This window comes from Nocardiopsis codii (assembly GCF_036327455.1).
Lineage (GTDB): Bacteria > Actinomycetota > Actinomycetes > Streptosporangiales > Streptosporangiaceae > Nocardiopsis > Nocardiopsis codii.
The window spans coordinates 25,223-41,131 of the sequence record NZ_JAUZMY010000028.1 but is presented as its reverse complement, the minus strand read 5'-3'; the positions used below and the strand labels follow the sequence as shown (position 1 = coordinate 41,131).

Here is a 15,909-nt window from a genome sequence, read left to right as displayed (position 1 = left end):
GTTCTCCGGGACCGCGTCGGCGCCGCCACCGGTGCGCGCCGCCGCGGAGGGCCGGGCCGGGGCCGCGGAGACGGCGCGTGTTACCAACAGATGAAATCCCGCATCGGCAGGGGATTTCGAGGGGCCGCACTGCTAGCGTCTTCGCAGGCATCGGTTCCACGGCATTCGGGTCCCCGTCGTGGACGCAGTTCCCCGGAGGGCGTACCCCCGTGCGCTCTCCCTCCCGGGGCCGGTATCCGTTCGGATACCGGCCCCGACCCGGTTCCGGAACCTCCCGCGCCCGCACGGGCCGCGTGGCGGCCGTAGGCGGGATGACCAGCAAGCGGAGCCGTGCGGTGCGTCCGTGGGCCGCCCGGCTACGGTTGACGCGTGGCAAGGGACGGAAACAACACCATGACAGCAGGCGCGCTCGCCAGGCGTGGCTTCAGCGACAGCACCCGGGCCCTGCGGCTGATGACGGAGGCGGGCCTGGACGCGCGGGCCGACACCGCCGTCATCGACGCCCTCTCGGCCGCACCCGACCCGGACCAGGCCCTGCTGGGGCTGATCCGGGTCCTGGAGTCCGACCCGGATCCGGCCGAGGTCCTGGACGTGCTGCGCGAGGAACACGACCTGCGGGACCGGCTGGGCAGGGTGCTGGGCACCAGCCCCGCCCTGACCGACCACCTGGTGCGCCATCCGGGCGACTGGCGGGAACTGCGGGGCGCCGACGCCGCCCGCTCCCCCGAGCCGGACGAGCTGCGCCGCGGGCTGCTGCACACCGTGGGGGCGGACCCCCACAGCGCGGCGCCGACCGCCGACCCGGCCGTGGTCGAGGACGGGACGTGCGAGGCCCTCCGGCACACCCTGCGTGTGGCGTACCGCAGGCGCGTGCTCCGGCTGGCCGGACGCGACCTGACGGGCCTGTGCACGGTGGACGAGGCCGCCGCCGAGCTGGCCGACCTGGCCGCGTCCATGCTGGACGCGGCACTGGCCGTGGCCCGGGCCGAACAGCCCGAGGACGCCGCTCTGTGCCGCCTCGCGGTGATCGGCATGGGCAAGTGCGGCGGCCGCGAGCTGAACTACGTCAGCGACGTGGACGTGGTGTTCGTGGCCGAACCCGCGGAGCCCTCCGGCCCCGACGTGCCGGTGGACGACCAGGCCGCCATGCGCGCGGCCACCCGTCTGGCCACCACGATGATGCGCATCCCCTCCGAGACCGACGCCGAGGGCGCCCTGTGGGAGGTGGACCCGGCGCTGCGGCCGGAGGGCAGGAACGGGCCGCTGGTGCGCTCGGTGGCGGGGCACCTGTCGTACTACGAGCGCTGGGCCAAGACGTGGGAGTTCCAGGCTCTGCTCAAGGCCCGGCCGATCGCCGGCGACGCCGGGCTGGGCCTGGCGTACGCGGACGCGATCCGTCCCCTGGTGTGGCAGGCGACCGGCCGCAAGGACTTCGTCGAGGACGTGCAGGCGATGCGCCGCCGGGTGGTGGCGCACATCCCCGCCGACGAGACCGAGCGGGAGCTGAAACTGGGGCCGGGCGGCCTCCGCGACATCGAGTTCTCCGTCCAGCTGCTCCAGCTGGTGCACGGCCGCACCGACGACCGGCTGCGGTCGGGCAACACCCTGGAGGCCCTGGAGGCCCTGTCCGAGTTCGGGTACGTGGGGCGGCGCGACGCCGCCGGACTGTCGGAGGCCTACCGCTTCCTGCGCCGGGTGGAGCACCTGTTGCAACTGGAGCGGCTGCGGCGCACGCACCTGATGCCGGACCCGGCGACCCCGGACGGGCCCGAGCACCTGCGCCGCCTGGGGCGGGCGCTGGGGTTCACGGCCGACCCGGTCAGGGAGCTGACCGAGGCCCGCCGCCGGGTGTCGTCGGAGGTGCGGCGCCTGCACGAGAAGCTGTTCTACCGCCCGCTCCTCAACGCGGTGGCGCAGCTGCCGGACGAGGAGGCCCGCCTCTCTCCGGAACAGGCCAAGATCCGCCTGGAGGCGCTCGGGTTCGCGGACCCCGGCGGGGCCCTGCGGCACCTGGAGTCCCTGACGTCGGGGGTGTCCCGCCGGGCGGCGATCCAGCGGACGCTGCTGCCGGTGATGCTGGGCTGGTTCTCTGACTCCCCCGACCCCGACGCGGGCCTGTTCGGTTTCCGCCAGGTGAGCGACGCCCTGGGCACCACCCCGTGGTACCTGCGGCTGCTGCGCGACGACGTGCGGGTGGCCGAGCGGATGGCGTGGCTGCTGGGGACGAGCCGGTACGTGACGGAGCTGCTGCTGCGGGCGCCGGACGCGGTGGCCATGCTGGCCGACGACGCCGACCTGGTGCGGCGCGGGCCGAAGGTGCTCGACGCCGAGGCGGAGGCCGCGCAGCGCCGGTACGACACGGCGGAGGAGTCGGTGGCAGCGGTACGGGCACTGCGCCGCCGCGAGCTGCTGCGCACGGCCGCCGCCGACCTGTTGGAGGTGTCGTCGGTCCAGGAGGTGGGCTCGGCGCTGACCGACATCGCGGCGGTGACGATCGAGGCCGCGCTGCGGCTGGCGCAGAACCGCGTCGTGGCGGCGTCCGAGGACGAGCCCCTGACGCGCGTGTGCGTGGTGGCGATGGGCCGGTTCGGCGGCGGCGAGCTGACCTACGCCAGCGACGCGGACGTGATGTACGTGCACGACCCCCTGCCGGGGGTCGACACGGGGGCGGCGACCAAGCAGGCGCTGGCGATCGTGCGGGAGCTGGCGCGGCTGTTGGAGATGCCTGCCGCGGAGCCGCCCCTGAAGGTGGACACGGACCTGCGCCCCGAGGGCCGGAGCGGTCCGGTGGTGCGCACGCTGGAGTCGTACGCGGCGTACTACGGCCGCTGGTCCCAGGTGTGGGAGAGCCAGGCGCTGCTGCGGGCCAGGCCGATCGCCGGGGACCCGCAGCTGCGGGAGGCGTTCACCGCGCTGATCGACCCGATCCGCTACCAGGTGGGCGGGATCGACTCGTCGGCGGTGTTGGAGATCCGCAAGCTCAAGGCGCGGATGGAGGCCGAGCGCCTGCCGCGGGGGGCCGACCCGACCCTGCACACGAAGCTCGGCCGGGGCGGGCTGTCGGACGTGGAGTGGGTGGTGCAGCTGACGCAGCTGCGGTACGCCCACGAGTACCCGGACCTGCGGACGACGGGGACCCTGGAGGCTCTGGACGTGGCCGTGGCCCACGGGTTCCTGGAGGCCGAGGACGGCGCCGTGCTGGAGCAGGCGTGGAGGCTGGCCTCGCGGGTGCGGGGCATGGTGATGCTGGTGCGCGGACGCGGCGGTGACTCGCTGCCGACCGACCTGCGGGTGCGCGCGGCGCTGGCGGGCGCGATGGGGTGCCGCAGCACCGAGGACGAGGAGGGCGTGTGGGAGGGCCCCGCCGAGCAGTTGACGGAGGCCTACCTGCGGACCACCCGGCGGGCGCGCGCGGTGATGGAGCGCGTCTTCTACGACGACTAGGGGTTCCTTCCGCGGGGCATCCGGGCGCTCTCCCGCAGGACGCTGTGCGGGATCGGGCCCGGGTGTGGTGCACGTCCGCGGGGTGGGGCGGGAGGACGCCCGGGGACGCGGGTCCGGAGGGATGCGGAGGACGCGGCCCGGGGTGTGCGGTGGTCGAGCCGGCACGGTCGCGCCGCCCGTGGCCGGCCCGGCGCTGCGGCCCGGCGCTGCGGGCCGCGGCGGCGGTCACCTGCCCGGGGCCGGGACGTATGGTCCGGCCGGCGAGGGGAGGGCGACCGTGACGACGAGCCCTCCCCCGTCACGCGGGCTGAGGTCCAGGGTGCCGCCGTGGACGTCGACGACCCTGGCGACGAGGGCCAGACCCAGGCCGTAGCCCTCGCCGTGTCCCGGACCGTCCCCCCGGCGGGTGCGCCCCTCCCCCCTCAGGAACGGCTCGCGCAGCCGCGCCGCGGCCTCGGGCGTGTACTCGGGCCCGGTGTTCTCGACCCTGAGCGTGGTCACGCCCCGTCGGGGGTCGCGGCCCGTGGCCGCCAGCGCGGATCCGCGCCCGGTGTTGTGGCGGACGGCGTTCTGCACGAGGTTCGCGACCGCCTGGGCGAGAAGGGCTCCGTCGCCGAGCACCGGTGCGGCCTCCAGGCGCAGGTCCCAGGCCACACCGCGCCGTTCGGCCTCGGGCGCGGCTTCGCCGACCGCCGTGCGGACCGTCCCGGCGAGGTCGAGCGGTGCGGCCTCGGCGGTGACAGCGTCGGCGTCGGCGAGCCGCAGCAGCGCCTCGGTGAGGCCGACGGCCCTGGCGTTGGTGATGCTGAGCCGTTCTACCAGGGCCGGGTAGTCCTGTCCGTGCGGGTTCCGGCGGGCGACGTCGAGGAGTGTCCCCGTGACGGCCAGCGGCGTCCGCAGCTCGTGGGAGGCGTTCGCGGCGAAGCGCTCCTGCGTGGCGAACGCGTCGTCGAGCCGGTCGAGCATGTGGTCGAAGGTGTCGGCGAGCTGGCGGAACTCGTCGTTGAGCCCGGACATGCGGATCCGGTGGTCGAGGCGCCCTCCCGCGGCGATCCGGGCGGCCTCGTTGATGCGCCGGAGGGGGCGCAGCACCCACCCTGCCAGGAACCAGCCGCCGGTGATCCCGATCAGGGCCAGTGCCGCGAGGAGCGCACCTGAGAGGCGGACCAGGGTGGTGAGGATCTCCGACCTCGACGCGATGGGCAGGTCGGCCTCCGACGGGTTGGCCGCGGTCAGCGGGTAGTTCGGCACGTAGCGCAGGACCACGTAGACGCCCAGCAGGAGGACGGCGCCGGCGGCGACGAGGAACCCCGCGTAGCTCAGCGCCAGGCGGAACCGGGCGCTGACCAGGGGTCCCGCCGCACGCGGCGGGACGGCGCTCACGCCCTCCCCCGGGTGCCGGCGAGGCGGTAGCCGACCCCGGGGACGGTGACGACGGGGTCCGGTTCGCCGAGGACCCGGCGCAGGGTGGAGACGGTGACCCTGGGGGCGCTCGTGAACGGGTCGGCGTTCTCGTCCCACACCTTCTCCAGAAGGGTCTCCGCGCTCACCACCCCTCCGTCCGCGCGCATCAGGAGCTCCAGGACGGCGAACTGCTTGCGGGCGAGCCGGAGGCGGCGACCGTCCCGGTAGGCCTCCCGCCGGTAGGGGTCCAGCCGCAGGTCCGCGCACTCCAGTAGGGGAGGGATCGCGGCGGACGGGCGTCTGGCGAGGGCGCGCAGGCGCACGACCAGCTCCTCCAGTGCGAAGGGCTTGGTGAGGTAGTCGTCGGCGCCGAGCGTGAACCCGTCCACCTTGTCCCTGAGCCGGGTCGCGGCGGTCAGCATGAGCACCCTCGTGCCCGGGTGGTCGCGGGTGACGGCCGCGCACACGTCGTCCCCGTGCGTGCCGGGGATGTCGCGGTCGAGGACGATCACGTCGTAGTCGTTGACGCCGACGCGCTCCAGGGCCTCGTCCCCGTCGAACGCCACGTCGGCGGCGATCGCCTCGTGGCGGAGCCCCTCCCGGAGGGCCTCGGCCATGAAGACCTCGTCCTCGACGACCAGCACGCGCATCCGGTGTCCCCCTGTTCGACCGTCCGTCCTCCGGACCGGACGCCCGAGTCTAGGCAACGCCCGTGTTGCGAAAACGTTGGGCGATCACCCGACATCCCCGCAACACCCTCCCTGCTGCCCTGGTGTCACGCGCCGGGCGCCCCGTCCGGCAGAGAGGGAGGGATTCCCGTGGTCCGTGTCTCACCCAGGTCGCGTGTCGCCGGGCGGCCGACCGTCGTCCTCGCCGTCGTCGCCGTCGTCGCCGTCCTCGTCACCGTGACCGCCCTGCTCCTGGCCGCCCTGGGCACACCGGCCCCGGCGGCCCGCGGGACGGCGGAGCCGCCGGGGGGCGGGGGCCCGACGCTCGGCGCCGAACTGCCCGTCACCCGGTTCACGCCTCTGGGCGAGGACGACGGCTACCTCGGCGAGGGGGAGGGCGTGTCCCCGTTCGCGGAGGACCTGCCGCTGTTGACGCGGATGGACCCGGACCTGCTGGCGGCGGTGCGGGCCGCCGCGACGGCGGCGGAGGCCGACGGCGTGGACGTGGTCGTCACGAGCGGATGGCGGAGCAAGCGCTACCAGCGGTTCCTCCTGGACGCGGCGGTCACGACCTACGCCGACGAGGAGGAGGCCGCTCGGTGGGTCGCGACGCCCGAGGCCTCCTCCCACGTGAGCGGCGAAGCGGTCGACATCGGCCGGACGGACGCCGCCGACTGGATGGGCCGGTTCGGCGCCGCGCACGGGCTCTGCCGGACCTTCGCGAACGAGATGTGGCACTTCGAGCTCGCGGTCGAGCCCGGGGGCACCTGCCCCGCCCCTCGGCCGGACGCCTCGGCCGGTTGACGGTCCGGGCCCCGGACAGGGTGCACCCCCGTGCCGGAGGGGTGCAGCACGGGGGTGCGGGCGGGACGCGCGCAACCGCGCGTCCCGGGTGTCACCGGGCAGGGTGCGGACGACGCCGCCCGGCGGCGCGGCCCGGAGCCGCGGAGCGGGTCGGGGACCCGGGCGCGGGCGGTGGGGTCAGCGGTCCCCCCAGGTGACGGCGGTGGCGGGGCCGACACGGTTCTGGCCGGGTTCCCACTCCGCCTGGCCCGCGCCGTCGACCTTGACGAGCTTCCACTCGGTGTCGGCGCCGAGGGGGACGGCTCCCGACCAGGTGCCGTCTCCCCCGTCCGTCAGCGCGACCCCGTCCGCGGGGTTCCAGGAGCCGAGTCCGGCGGTCTCGCCGACGACGTGCACCACCTGTCCGGGCTGGGTGCCGACGGTCGCGGTGAGGGTTGCGCCCGGTTCACCGGGGTCGGTGCCGCCGCACCCGTCGGGGTCCTCGCACTCCCCTCCGACGTGCAGCGCCACGGCGCCGTTCGCGGGCACCCGGGTGGTGACGCGGCCGTCGGCGACGGTGACGGAGCCCTCTCCGGCGGCGTTGTCGTAGGTTCCGTCGGGCAGGCCGGTCCCGGTGGCCAGTTCCCAGGCCTGGCCGGAGGCGTTGAAGGCGGCGAAGCCGCTCCCGCCCCGGTCGAAGGCCACCCGGGAGGACCCGTCACGGGCCCGTTCGGCCAGCGGGGCGTCGCCGACCGCGCTGCGGAAGGCGGCCATCCCGGCGACGGTTCCGTCGCGGTGTTCGCAGATCCAGTCGGAGGAGGCGCAGTCGGCGTCCTCGGTGATCCATCCCGCGGGGTTGCCGTCGGCCTCCCCGACGCTGGGCGGCCCCTCGGTCTCGTTGTCCCCGAAGTCGTAGCTCGACATCACCACGGGTGTGCCGTAGGGGTGGGCGAGCATGAACGCGGTGGCGAGGTAGTACCGGTCGCCGTCCTTGTGGGTGAGGGTGGGCTCGTAGCGCTGGGTGTCGTGGTTGTCGATGAACACGACGGCCTGGTCGGCGGCGAGTCCCCCGTACTCGGGCATCGCGGTCAGGCCGGCGATGTCGCCTCCGGCGAACCGCTGGGCCACGTCGCGCTTGTAGTCGAAGTTGGTGACCTGGCCGTAGGGCGTGTAGGCGGTGTAGGGGATCGTGGCGTCGCCGTAGACCTCGTGGTAGACGCGCGGCTGTCCGCCGAAGCCGGGCACCTCGTTCAGTCCGCCGAAGATCGCGCCGATGTCGTCCTCGGGGACGTGCTTGGAGGCGTCCACCCGGAAGCCGGCCACCCCGAGGTCCACCAGCCCGTTGAGGTAGCGCGTGATCTGGGCCCGGACGTGGGGGCTGCCCGTGTCGAGGTCGGCGAGGCCCAGGAGCTGGCAGTTCTGGATCTCGTCCTTGTCGTTCCAGTCGGCGATGTCCTCGCGGCAGGGGCTGAAGTCGCCGTCGCCGTACGCGGCGGAGCCGTCGCCGAACAGGTCGGGGTGGTCGTACTTGGCCCACCGGGTCCCGTTGCTGCCGGTGCCGGACCCGTCGCCGGTCATGTGGTTGACGATCGCGTCGGCGTAGATCCTCACGCCGCTGTCACGGCAGGTGGAGACCATCGCCGCGAACTCCTCGGCGGTGCCGCGGCGGGTGTTGTCGATGCTGTAGGAGGTGGGTTGGTAGTCCTGCCACCAGGGGTAGTTCCCTCCCTCGGAGAAGGGGACGACGATGTGTTCCTGGGGCGGGGAGACCTGGACCGCTCCGAAGCCGTTGGGCCCGAGGAAGTCCTCGCACTCGGTGGCGACGGCGTCCCAGCTCCACTGGAACAGGTGGACGACGGTCTCGCCGGCGTCGGCCTCCGCCACGGTGGCGTCGGCGACGGGCGCGGCCCGGGTCGGCTGGGGGTCGATCAGGCCGGGAGCCGCTAGCAGGCCCGCTCCCAGCAGGACCGCCGCGGCGACGGCGCCGGGGCCTCGTGTTCTCATGTGCGCTCCTTGGGGGGTGCGCGGCGGGGCGGCTGAGCCCCACCGCCATGCTCTTGCAGGCTTTGCAAGATTTTGCATGGAAGTGACGAAGCTAACAGAACGAACCGCCCTTGTGAACAGCCTGTTTCCGGCATGCCCGCCCCCTCACCCAGAGCGACGACATCCGCGGCGAACTGCGCGGACGCCCCGGCGGAGCCGGGAGGGGGTAGGCGAGCCACCGCCGGAGCGCCGCCGTGAGCTGGGCGAACGCGTGGACACCGGCCCACCCCCGACCGCAGAAAAATTCTGCAAGATTACCGAAAGGTACGCACAAAAAACCGGTGGCGGTACGGACCATGGGTTCCGTACCGCCACCGGCCTCCGCCCCGGGCGGCCTGCGGGAGCCGCTTCGGGGCGCCTGTCGGGGGACCTACCAGAAGACGGCCACGCCGATGTTGACGACGGCGAGCACACCCGCCGCGATGGCGAGGTTGTTGGCGGGCTTGCGCAGGTTCAGCACACCCAGCACCACGACGGCGAGGGCGATGACCAGCTTGACGGCGATCTTGACGTGGTTCAGCTCGGAGAGGTCGCCCATCTCGGCGACCCCGACGAGGAGCAGCCCCGTGACGAACTGGAGCAGCGAGCTGTGCAGCAGGACCTTGGGCGCCTTGGCGTTGCCGGTCATGATCTGGATGAGGAAGCCCGCGATGATGCCGGCCAGGCCGATCATGTGCAGGAAGACGAGCGCGGAGTAGAGGATGTCCATGGCGATACACTACTACGTGTCGTAGTTTTGAACTCCTTTTTGATGACACACTGACGTAACAAAACCGGCGACCCGCGGACGCGCCGGGTCACCTCCGGCGCAGGACCCCCCTCTGGCGCCACAGCAGCCAGACCAGCCCCACCGCCAGTGCCGCCCCGGCCGACCGCAGCACCCACTCCGGGTCGACGAACTCCGACACCCGCGACATCATCGTGGCCTCGGTGACCACCACCGTGTTGCTCGCGCACGCGGCCGGATCCGCGTCCCGGTCCAGCAGCAGGCAGGCCGTGCTCATCACACGCTCCTCGGGGGCGGCCCCCTCCACGACACGGGCCCGCACCGTGTAGACGACGTTCTCCCCCGCCGGCACGTCCACCCGCCAGTTCACGATGCCCTGGTCGGCCGCTCCCCCGTTGTCGACCTCCAGGATCTCCAGCGCCTCGGGGAAGTGCTGGGCGAGCAGCGCACCCCGGACCCGGTCGCTGTCGCTGTTGGCCACGGTCGTGCGCAGGGTGATCTCCCGCCCCGGGTTGGCCGGATCGTCGCCCACCGCCACGGACAGCCCGACCAGGGGCATGTGGCCCTCCCCGGGGGCGTCCTCGGGCAGCCCCCGGGGGTTCTCCTCCGCGGACGCGGGCGCGACGGCAAGGCCGACCGCCACCAGTCCCGCCGCGAGCGCGCCGCCCCATCCGGATGCCGCACTCCGACTGCTTCCCCGAGCGCCCCGAGCCATCCCGTGCCTCCTGTGTGTCCGCGATCCGTCAGCACTAGACAACTACGAGTGATCGCGCGATCGCGTGAGGTGACACACCCTCGGTGTGCCGGACCCCTGCCGAACGCCGGCCCGGGACCCGGTCTTAGCCGGTTCCGGAGGTCTTAGGGCGCAGAACCGCCGCGGGACGGGGAATCCTTCCGATGCGCCGGAGCCGTTCTCAGGACGATCGTGGACTCAGGACGGCGGGACACGGGGTCCGCGCCGACGGGAGAGGACACACCATGTTCCACAGCGAACTGCTCACGGAGAACGCCCGGATGATGACCGAACAGCGGATCCGCGACATCGCCAACGTGCGCGCCGCACGCAGTGCCCGCGCGGAGCTGCGCGCCCGGCGCCGGGAGGAGCGCCGGTCCCGCCGCGGGCACGTCCCGCCGCGCACCGACCGGCGCTACGGCCGGGCGGCCTGACCACGGGGGCCGCGGACCCGTCGGCCGCCGCGCGTTCCCGACCGCCGCCGGGGCCCGGAGGTCGTGGTCCGGGTCCGGACCGGGCAGTGTCCCGGGCCGCGGGACAGGGAGTTCTCCCGAAGCCGGACGGGGGTTCTCAGGAACACCGTGGCGGACGTCGGTGAGGGACACCGGCGCCCGCCCCGAGGGGGGACCGTGATGCGCCCCGAGCTCGTCTCCGCCGCCGGAGCCGTGACCGAGGAGCGCCTGCGGTACGCCGAGGCCGTTCGCACGGCGCGCCGGGTGCGCGCCGAGGCCCGTCCCCGACGCCGTGAGGTGCGGGCACGGGAGAGCGGGAGGGGTCGGTTCGACCGGGCCGCCTGATGTCCGGGCGGGCTCCGGGCAGCCCGGAAAAGAGCGGGAAAGCGTCGGGGGCACTCGGCATAATGAGTGGTATGCCCCTACTTGCCGAGAGCAGCACCGTCCTGGTCGGCCGCGAACCCGAGCTCCGGCTGCTGCGGGACCACGCCACGCGCTCGCACACCGAGGCCTCCGGCATGGTCCTGGTCGGCGGCGACGCGGGCGTCGGCAAGAGCCGCCTGGTCGGCGAGTTCGTCGCCACCCTCCCCCAGGGGACGGTGTTCGTCGGCGGCTGCCTCCAGCTCGGCGTCGACGGGCTGTCCTACGCACCCTTCACCGCGGTCCTGCGCCAACTCCTGCGCGAACGCGGGCGCGCCGCCTTCGAGGCCGCCGCCCCCGGGGGCGTCGGCGAGTTCGCGCGCCTCCTCCCCGAGCTCGGGGACGTGCCGACACAGCGCCCGGAGAACCGCGGCATCCTCTTCGAGCAGGTCCTGCGCCTGCTCGACCGGGCCGCCGAGGGCGGCGGGGTCACCGTGGTCCTGGAGGACCTGCACTGGTCCGACCACGCCACCCGCGACCTGCTCGTCTTCCTGGTCCGCAACCTCGACCTCCCCGGCGTCCAGATCATCGCCACCTACCGGAGCGACGACCTCCACCGCAGCCATCCCCTCCGGCGCCTCCTGCCCGAGCTCCAGCGCGTGCCGGGTGTCGAGCCGCTGCGGCTCGGGCCCCTCAGCCGCGACGAGGTCGGGGCCCAGGCCGCGGCGATACGGGGCGCCGCCCTCTCCCCCCACGCGACGGACGACCTGTTCCGTCGCACCGAGGGCGTGCCCCTGTTCGTCGAGGCCCTGGCCGCCTCCGCGGGCGACCGGCCCGGCGACGCCCTGGAGGTGCCCGACCAGTTCCGCGACCTGCTCCTGGAACCGCTCCACCGCCTCGACGCCACCGCCCTGTCGGTCCTGCGGGTGGCCTCGGTCGGCGCGGTGTCGGGCATCGTCGAGCACGAGATGCTCTACCACGCTGCCGGGATGCCCGAACGGGAGCTGGAGACCGCCCTGCACATGCTGGTCGACTCCAACGTGCTGCGGGCGGACCGGACCGGCTACCGCTTCCGCCACGCCCTGCTGCGCGACGCCGTGCACGAGGAGATCCTGCCCGGACCCCACGCCCGGCTGCACATGCGCTTCGCCCAGCTCATCGACGAGTACCCCGACTCGGTGCCGTTCGACCGCCGCGCCGCCGAGCAGGCGCACCACTACAACGCGGCGCAGGAGTTGCCGAGCGCCCTCCAGGCCTCCTGGTGGGCGGCGGTGCGCGCCGGCGACACCCTCGCCTACGGCGAGGAGCTGGCCATGCTCGAACGCGTCCTGGCGCTGTGGGACCGGGTCCCCGACGCCCGGGAGCGGGTGGAGGGCAGGAGCTGGGCGGAGGTGGGCAGCCGGGCCTCGGGCGCCGCCGTGGAGGCGGGCCGCTACCGGCGCGCCGTCGAACTCGCCGACGAGGCCCTGGAGTCCCTGCCCGAGGACGACGACGACCGGACCCTGGCGCTGCGGGCGGAGCTGCTGCGCCGCCGGGGGCTGGCGCGCTCCCGGGACGTCTGCGGCGGCGGCATCGCCGACCTGTCACGGGCTCTGGAGCTCCATCCGCCGCACATGCCCGGGTACGCCCTGCTGCTGTCCAACCTCGCCAGGGAGACCTCGCTCCACCGGGTCGACCGGGAGGAGGACCCCGACCAGGTGCGCCTGCGCGAGCTGGAGCGGGCCGGATGGTCCTCCCGCGGTCTGGCGGAGAAGGCCATCGCCCTCGCCGACCCGTCCCGGACGTGCGACCTGTGCGCGGCGGCCGACGCCCGCATCACCCTGGGCGGACTCCACATGCAGGCGGGTGACCTGGAGCTGGGGCGCCCGCTGATCGAGGCGGGCATCCGCTACGGTGCGACGAGCTCCGACCCGTCCCTGGAGGCTCGCGGCGCGGGCAACCTCGCGCACTTCCTGCGGGAGCTGGGCCTCCACAAGGAGGGGGTGGCGGTCCTGGAGGAGTCCCTGGCCCGCCACGAGTCGATGGGCTGGGCCTCGGTCCACAAGACGTTCAACCACCAGAACAGGGCCGAGATCCACTTCGAGCTGGGCAACCTGGCCGAGGCCAGGAGGATCGTCGAACCCATCCTGCGCACCCACTCGTCGAACACCCACCACACCTACATCGACGCTGTGCTGGCGCGGGCCGCGGCTGCGCAGGGGGACCTGGCGACGGCGCGCCGGGCGGCGTCGGCGGCGGAGCGGGAGCGGGCGCTGACCGGCCCCCGGATGAACATCGTGCAGCTGGCCGTCCTGGCGCAGCTGGAGACCGACCTGGCCGAGGGCGCCGTCGAGGAGGCGCTGTCCCTGGCCGAGGAGGCACTGGACCGGATGGCGCTGGAGAAGGCCCACGGGTACACGTGGCCGCTGGTGGACGTGATGTCCGAGGCCGTGCGCCAGGGCGCCGCCACGGGCCCGGGCGGCGTGCCCGTCCGCGCCGAGGAGACGGTCGCGCGGGCGCACCGTGTGGGCGCCCTGGCGGCCGGGGTGGCGTCGTCGATGCCGTCCCACGGGACGGCGCAGAAGGCCTACCGGGCGTCCGTGCGGGCCCGTCTCGCGGAGTCGGACGGCGACGCCGGGCCCGGCGAGGTCCTGGGGAGGTGGGTGTCCGCGGTGGAGGCGTGGGAGGCCACGCCGATGCGGCTGCACCTGGCCGCGGCCCGGCTGCGCGCGGCGGAGGCCGGGGTGGCGGCCGGCGACCGCTCCGGGGCGGCGGAGAGGGTGCGCCGGGCCCACGGGGCGGCCGAGGCGTGCGGGGCGGTGCCGCTGGCCAACGCCGCCGCCGACCTGGCGCGGAGGATGGGGGTCGCGCTGGGCGACGGCGCCGTCCCGCCCGCCGCGCCGGCCGGGTTGACCGCTCGGGAGACGGAGGTGGCACGCCTTCTGGCGGTGGGCAGAACGAACGCGCAGATCGCCGGGGAGCTGTTCATCTCCGCCAAGACCGCGAGCGTGCACGTGTCCCACATCCTGGCCAAGCTCGGCGTCCCCAACCGGGCCACCGCCGGAGCCCGGCTCAGGGAGCTGGGCCTGGGCTGACGCCGCCCCGGGGCACCGCTCAGACGGTCCAGCGGTTGGTGATCGGCAGGCGCCGGTCGCGGCTGAGGTTGCGCGAGCTGATCTTGGTGCCCGGCGCGGTCTGGCGGCGCTTGTACTCGGCCCGGTCCACCAGTCGGACGACCCGGCGGACCAGTGCGGGGTCGTACCCGGCGAAGACGAGTTCGGCCTCGCCCCTGTCGGTTCCGATGTAGGCGTCCAGGATCGCGTCGAGCATCGTGTAGTCGGGCAGCGAGTCGGAGTCGAGCTGGTCGGGGCGCAGCTCCGCGCTCGGCGGCTTGGTGATGGAGTTCTCGGGGATGGGCGGGGTCCGGCCGAGGCGCCGCGCCTCGTCGTTGCGCCAGTGGGACAGCTTCCAGACCAGGGTCTTCCAGCAGTCCTTGATGGGCGCGAACCCGCCGACGGAGTCGCCGTAGAGGGTGGAGTAACCGGTGGCGGCCTCGCTCTTGTTGCCTGTGGCCAGGACGAGGTGGCCCTCCTGGTTGGACAGCGCCATGAGGAGCGTGCCCCGCACGCGTGCCTGGAGGTTCTCCGCCGCCAGACCCGTGAGCGGGACGTCCGCGCCGGCGGTGGCCTGCTCGAAGGCGGCCACGGTGGGGGCGATGTCGATGGTGCGGGTCGCGAACCCCTGGCGCGCGGCCAGGTCCTCCGCGTCGCCGACGGAGTGCTCGCTGGAGTGGGCGCTCGGCAGGAGCACCCCGTGGACCCGGTCCGCGCCGAGGGCGTCGACGGCGATGGTCGCGGTGAGCGCGGAGTCGATGCCGCCCGAGACGGCGACGAGGACCGAGTCGAAGCCGTTCTTGACGGTGTAGTCGCGCAGTCCGGTGACCAGGGCCCGGTAGACCTCCCCCGTGTCGGAGAGGGGGTCCGGGCGGGGCGTGACGGTGCCGGCCCTGGGCGGGTAGGGGTCGACGGGGGTCGCGGAGAGGGTGCGGCGGACGATGCGCAGTCCGTCGACCTCGGGCCCCTCGCCGTCGGTCCCCGTGCCGTGGTGTCCCGGGCCGCGCGCGGCGTCGGGGGCGGACGCGCCCTCGGGGAGGTCGAGGTCCGCGACCAGGAGGGTCTCGGTGAACTGGGGCGCCCGTGCCAGGAGCTCGCCCTCGGAGTCCACGACCAGGGAGTCGCCCTCGAAGACGAGTTCGTCCTGGCCGCCGACCATGTTGACGTACGCGAGGGCGGCACCGGTCTCGCGGGCGCGCCGCTGGCACAGTTCCAGGCGGACGTCGTCCTTGTGGCGCTCGTAGGGCGAGCCGTTGAGGACGACGAGGAGCCCGGCCCCGGAGACGCGGCACGCGGTGACGGGGCCGCCCTCCTGCCACAGGTCCTCGCAGACCATCAGGGCCACGTCCACGCCCCGGACGCGGATCACCGGGAGGGTGTCACCGGGGACGAAGTTGCGGTACTCGTCGAACACGCCGTAGTTGGGCAGGTGGTGCTTGGCGGACGTGAGCACGACCCGGCCGCGGTGGAGCACCGCCACGGCGTTCTGCGGCGCCCCCGCGGGCTGGCCGTAGCGGGCTCCGGGCCCCTCGCGCCGGGCGAGGTGGCCCACCACGACGGGGAGGTCTCCCAGACCCTCCGCCGCGAGGTCGGCGGCCAGGCCGTGGGTGGCCTTGACCGAGGCCGACACGAAGGAGTTGCGCAGGGCGAGGTCCTCGACCGGGTAACCGGTGACGACCATCTCGGGGAGGACGAGGAGGTGCGCGCCCTCACCCGCCGCCTCGCGCGCGGACTCGAGGATGATCGAGCGGTTGCCTTCCAGGTCGCCGACGGTGGGGTTGACCTGGGCGAGTGCGATTCTCAGCTGTGCCACGGGAACGAGCCTAGCCGGTGGGCGCGCGGGCCGTCCGCGTGCGCCCCCGCCGGGCGGTGCGGGACGGCGGACGGGTCCGCGCGTGCGGGGCGGGGCCCGCCCGGGACGGGTTCGGAGAGCCTTCCGCGACCGTCCGCGGACCTCCGGGGAACGGCCTCCGATCGGCGCTCGGGCCGTGTGCCCGCGAGTGTGGCGGACGGCGCGTGGGTCGGTGGTCCACGGGCCCCCGCCACAGGTCATAATGCGTGTGCGGGGAGACGGACCGGACAGGCTGGAGGGCGTGTGCGGAAATACCCCGGAAATATCCGCACGGCAGACTGGCACTGGGACACTGTGTCCGGCTCGGCTCCGCAGGCAGCGGACCTGCACCGGACCGACCGGCATCGAGGA

The 15,909-nt window shown here is 74.3% G+C and carries 11 protein-coding genes; 5 read left to right on the top strand and 6 right to left on the bottom strand.

Annotated features, from left to right (window positions below; genetic code table 11):
* Positions 1–393 precede the first annotated feature (393 nt).
* The gene (locus Q8791_RS24310) at positions 394–3,444 is read left to right on the top strand and encodes a bifunctional [glutamine synthetase] adenylyltransferase/[glutamine synthetase]-adenylyl-L-tyrosine phosphorylase (protein WP_330094162.1); all 3,051 of its coding nucleotides are present in this window, start codon (positions 394–396) and stop codon (positions 3,442–3,444) included.
* Between the two features lie 225 nt (positions 3,445–3,669).
* Here Q8791_RS24310 and Q8791_RS24305 read toward each other — a convergent pair whose 3' ends face one another.
* Complete coding sequence (locus tag Q8791_RS24305) at positions 3,670–4,827, bottom strand: sensor histidine kinase (RefSeq protein WP_330094113.1); 1,158 nt, start codon at positions 4,825–4,827, stop codon at positions 3,670–3,672.
* Positions 4,824–5,498 (bottom strand): response regulator transcription factor, encoded by a 675-nt coding sequence (locus tag Q8791_RS24300; RefSeq protein WP_330094112.1) that lies wholly within the window; start codon positions 5,496–5,498, stop codon positions 4,824–4,826. The genes Q8791_RS24305 and Q8791_RS24300 overlap by 4 nt, the downstream gene beginning before the upstream one ends.
* A gap of 168 nt (positions 5,499–5,666) precedes the next feature.
* Between Q8791_RS24300 and Q8791_RS24295 the strand changes: the two genes are divergently transcribed.
* Complete coding sequence (locus tag Q8791_RS24295; RefSeq protein ID WP_330094111.1) at positions 5,667–6,320, top strand: M15 family metallopeptidase; 654 nt, start codon at positions 5,667–5,669, stop codon at positions 6,318–6,320.
* Positions 6,321–6,497: 177 nt separating this feature from the next.
* Here the strand turns inward: Q8791_RS24295 and Q8791_RS24290 are convergent, their stop codons facing one another.
* The 3 genes from Q8791_RS24290 to Q8791_RS24280 form a co-directional block, all read right to left on the bottom strand.
* Positions 6,498–8,303 (bottom strand): carbohydrate-binding module family 20 domain-containing protein, encoded by a 1,806-nt coding sequence (locus Q8791_RS24290; RefSeq protein ID WP_330094110.1) that lies wholly within the window; start codon positions 8,301–8,303, stop codon positions 6,498–6,500.
* Between the two features lie 409 nt (positions 8,304–8,712).
* Positions 8,713–9,051 carry a hypothetical protein gene (locus tag Q8791_RS24285; RefSeq protein ID WP_330094109.1) on the bottom strand — a complete coding sequence of 113 codons (339 nt, stop codon included), beginning with the start codon at positions 9,049–9,051 and terminating at the stop codon, positions 8,713–8,715.
* An 88-nt stretch (positions 9,052–9,139) separates the two neighbouring features.
* Positions 9,140–9,712: a hypothetical protein gene (locus Q8791_RS24280; RefSeq protein WP_330094108.1), complete on the bottom strand. Its 573-nt coding sequence runs from the start codon at positions 9,710–9,712 to the stop codon at positions 9,140–9,142.
* Between the two features lie 335 nt (positions 9,713–10,047).
* On the opposite strand from Q8791_RS24280, the gene Q8791_RS24275 reads away from it, so the two are divergent.
* From Q8791_RS24275 to Q8791_RS24265, 3 genes are all read left to right on the top strand, one after another.
* Positions 10,048–10,236 (top strand): hypothetical protein, encoded by a 189-nt coding sequence (locus Q8791_RS24275; RefSeq protein ID WP_330094107.1) that lies wholly within the window; start codon positions 10,048–10,050, stop codon positions 10,234–10,236.
* A gap of 195 nt (positions 10,237–10,431) precedes the next feature.
* Entirely contained in the window at positions 10,432–10,599 is a 168-nt protein-coding gene (locus Q8791_RS24270) for a hypothetical protein (protein ID WP_330094169.1), read from the top strand.
* A gap of 71 nt (positions 10,600–10,670) precedes the next feature.
* Entirely contained in the window at positions 10,671–13,688 is a 3,018-nt protein-coding gene (locus Q8791_RS24265; RefSeq protein ID WP_407942044.1) for a helix-turn-helix transcriptional regulator, read from the top strand.
* Between the two features lie 19 nt (positions 13,689–13,707).
* Here Q8791_RS24265 and Q8791_RS24260 read toward each other — a convergent pair whose 3' ends face one another.
* Positions 13,708–15,519 carry an NAD+ synthase gene (locus tag Q8791_RS24260; RefSeq protein WP_330094105.1) on the bottom strand — a complete coding sequence of 604 codons (1,812 nt, stop codon included), beginning with the start codon at positions 15,517–15,519 and terminating at the stop codon, positions 13,708–13,710.
* Positions 15,520–15,909: the final 390 nt, after the last annotated feature.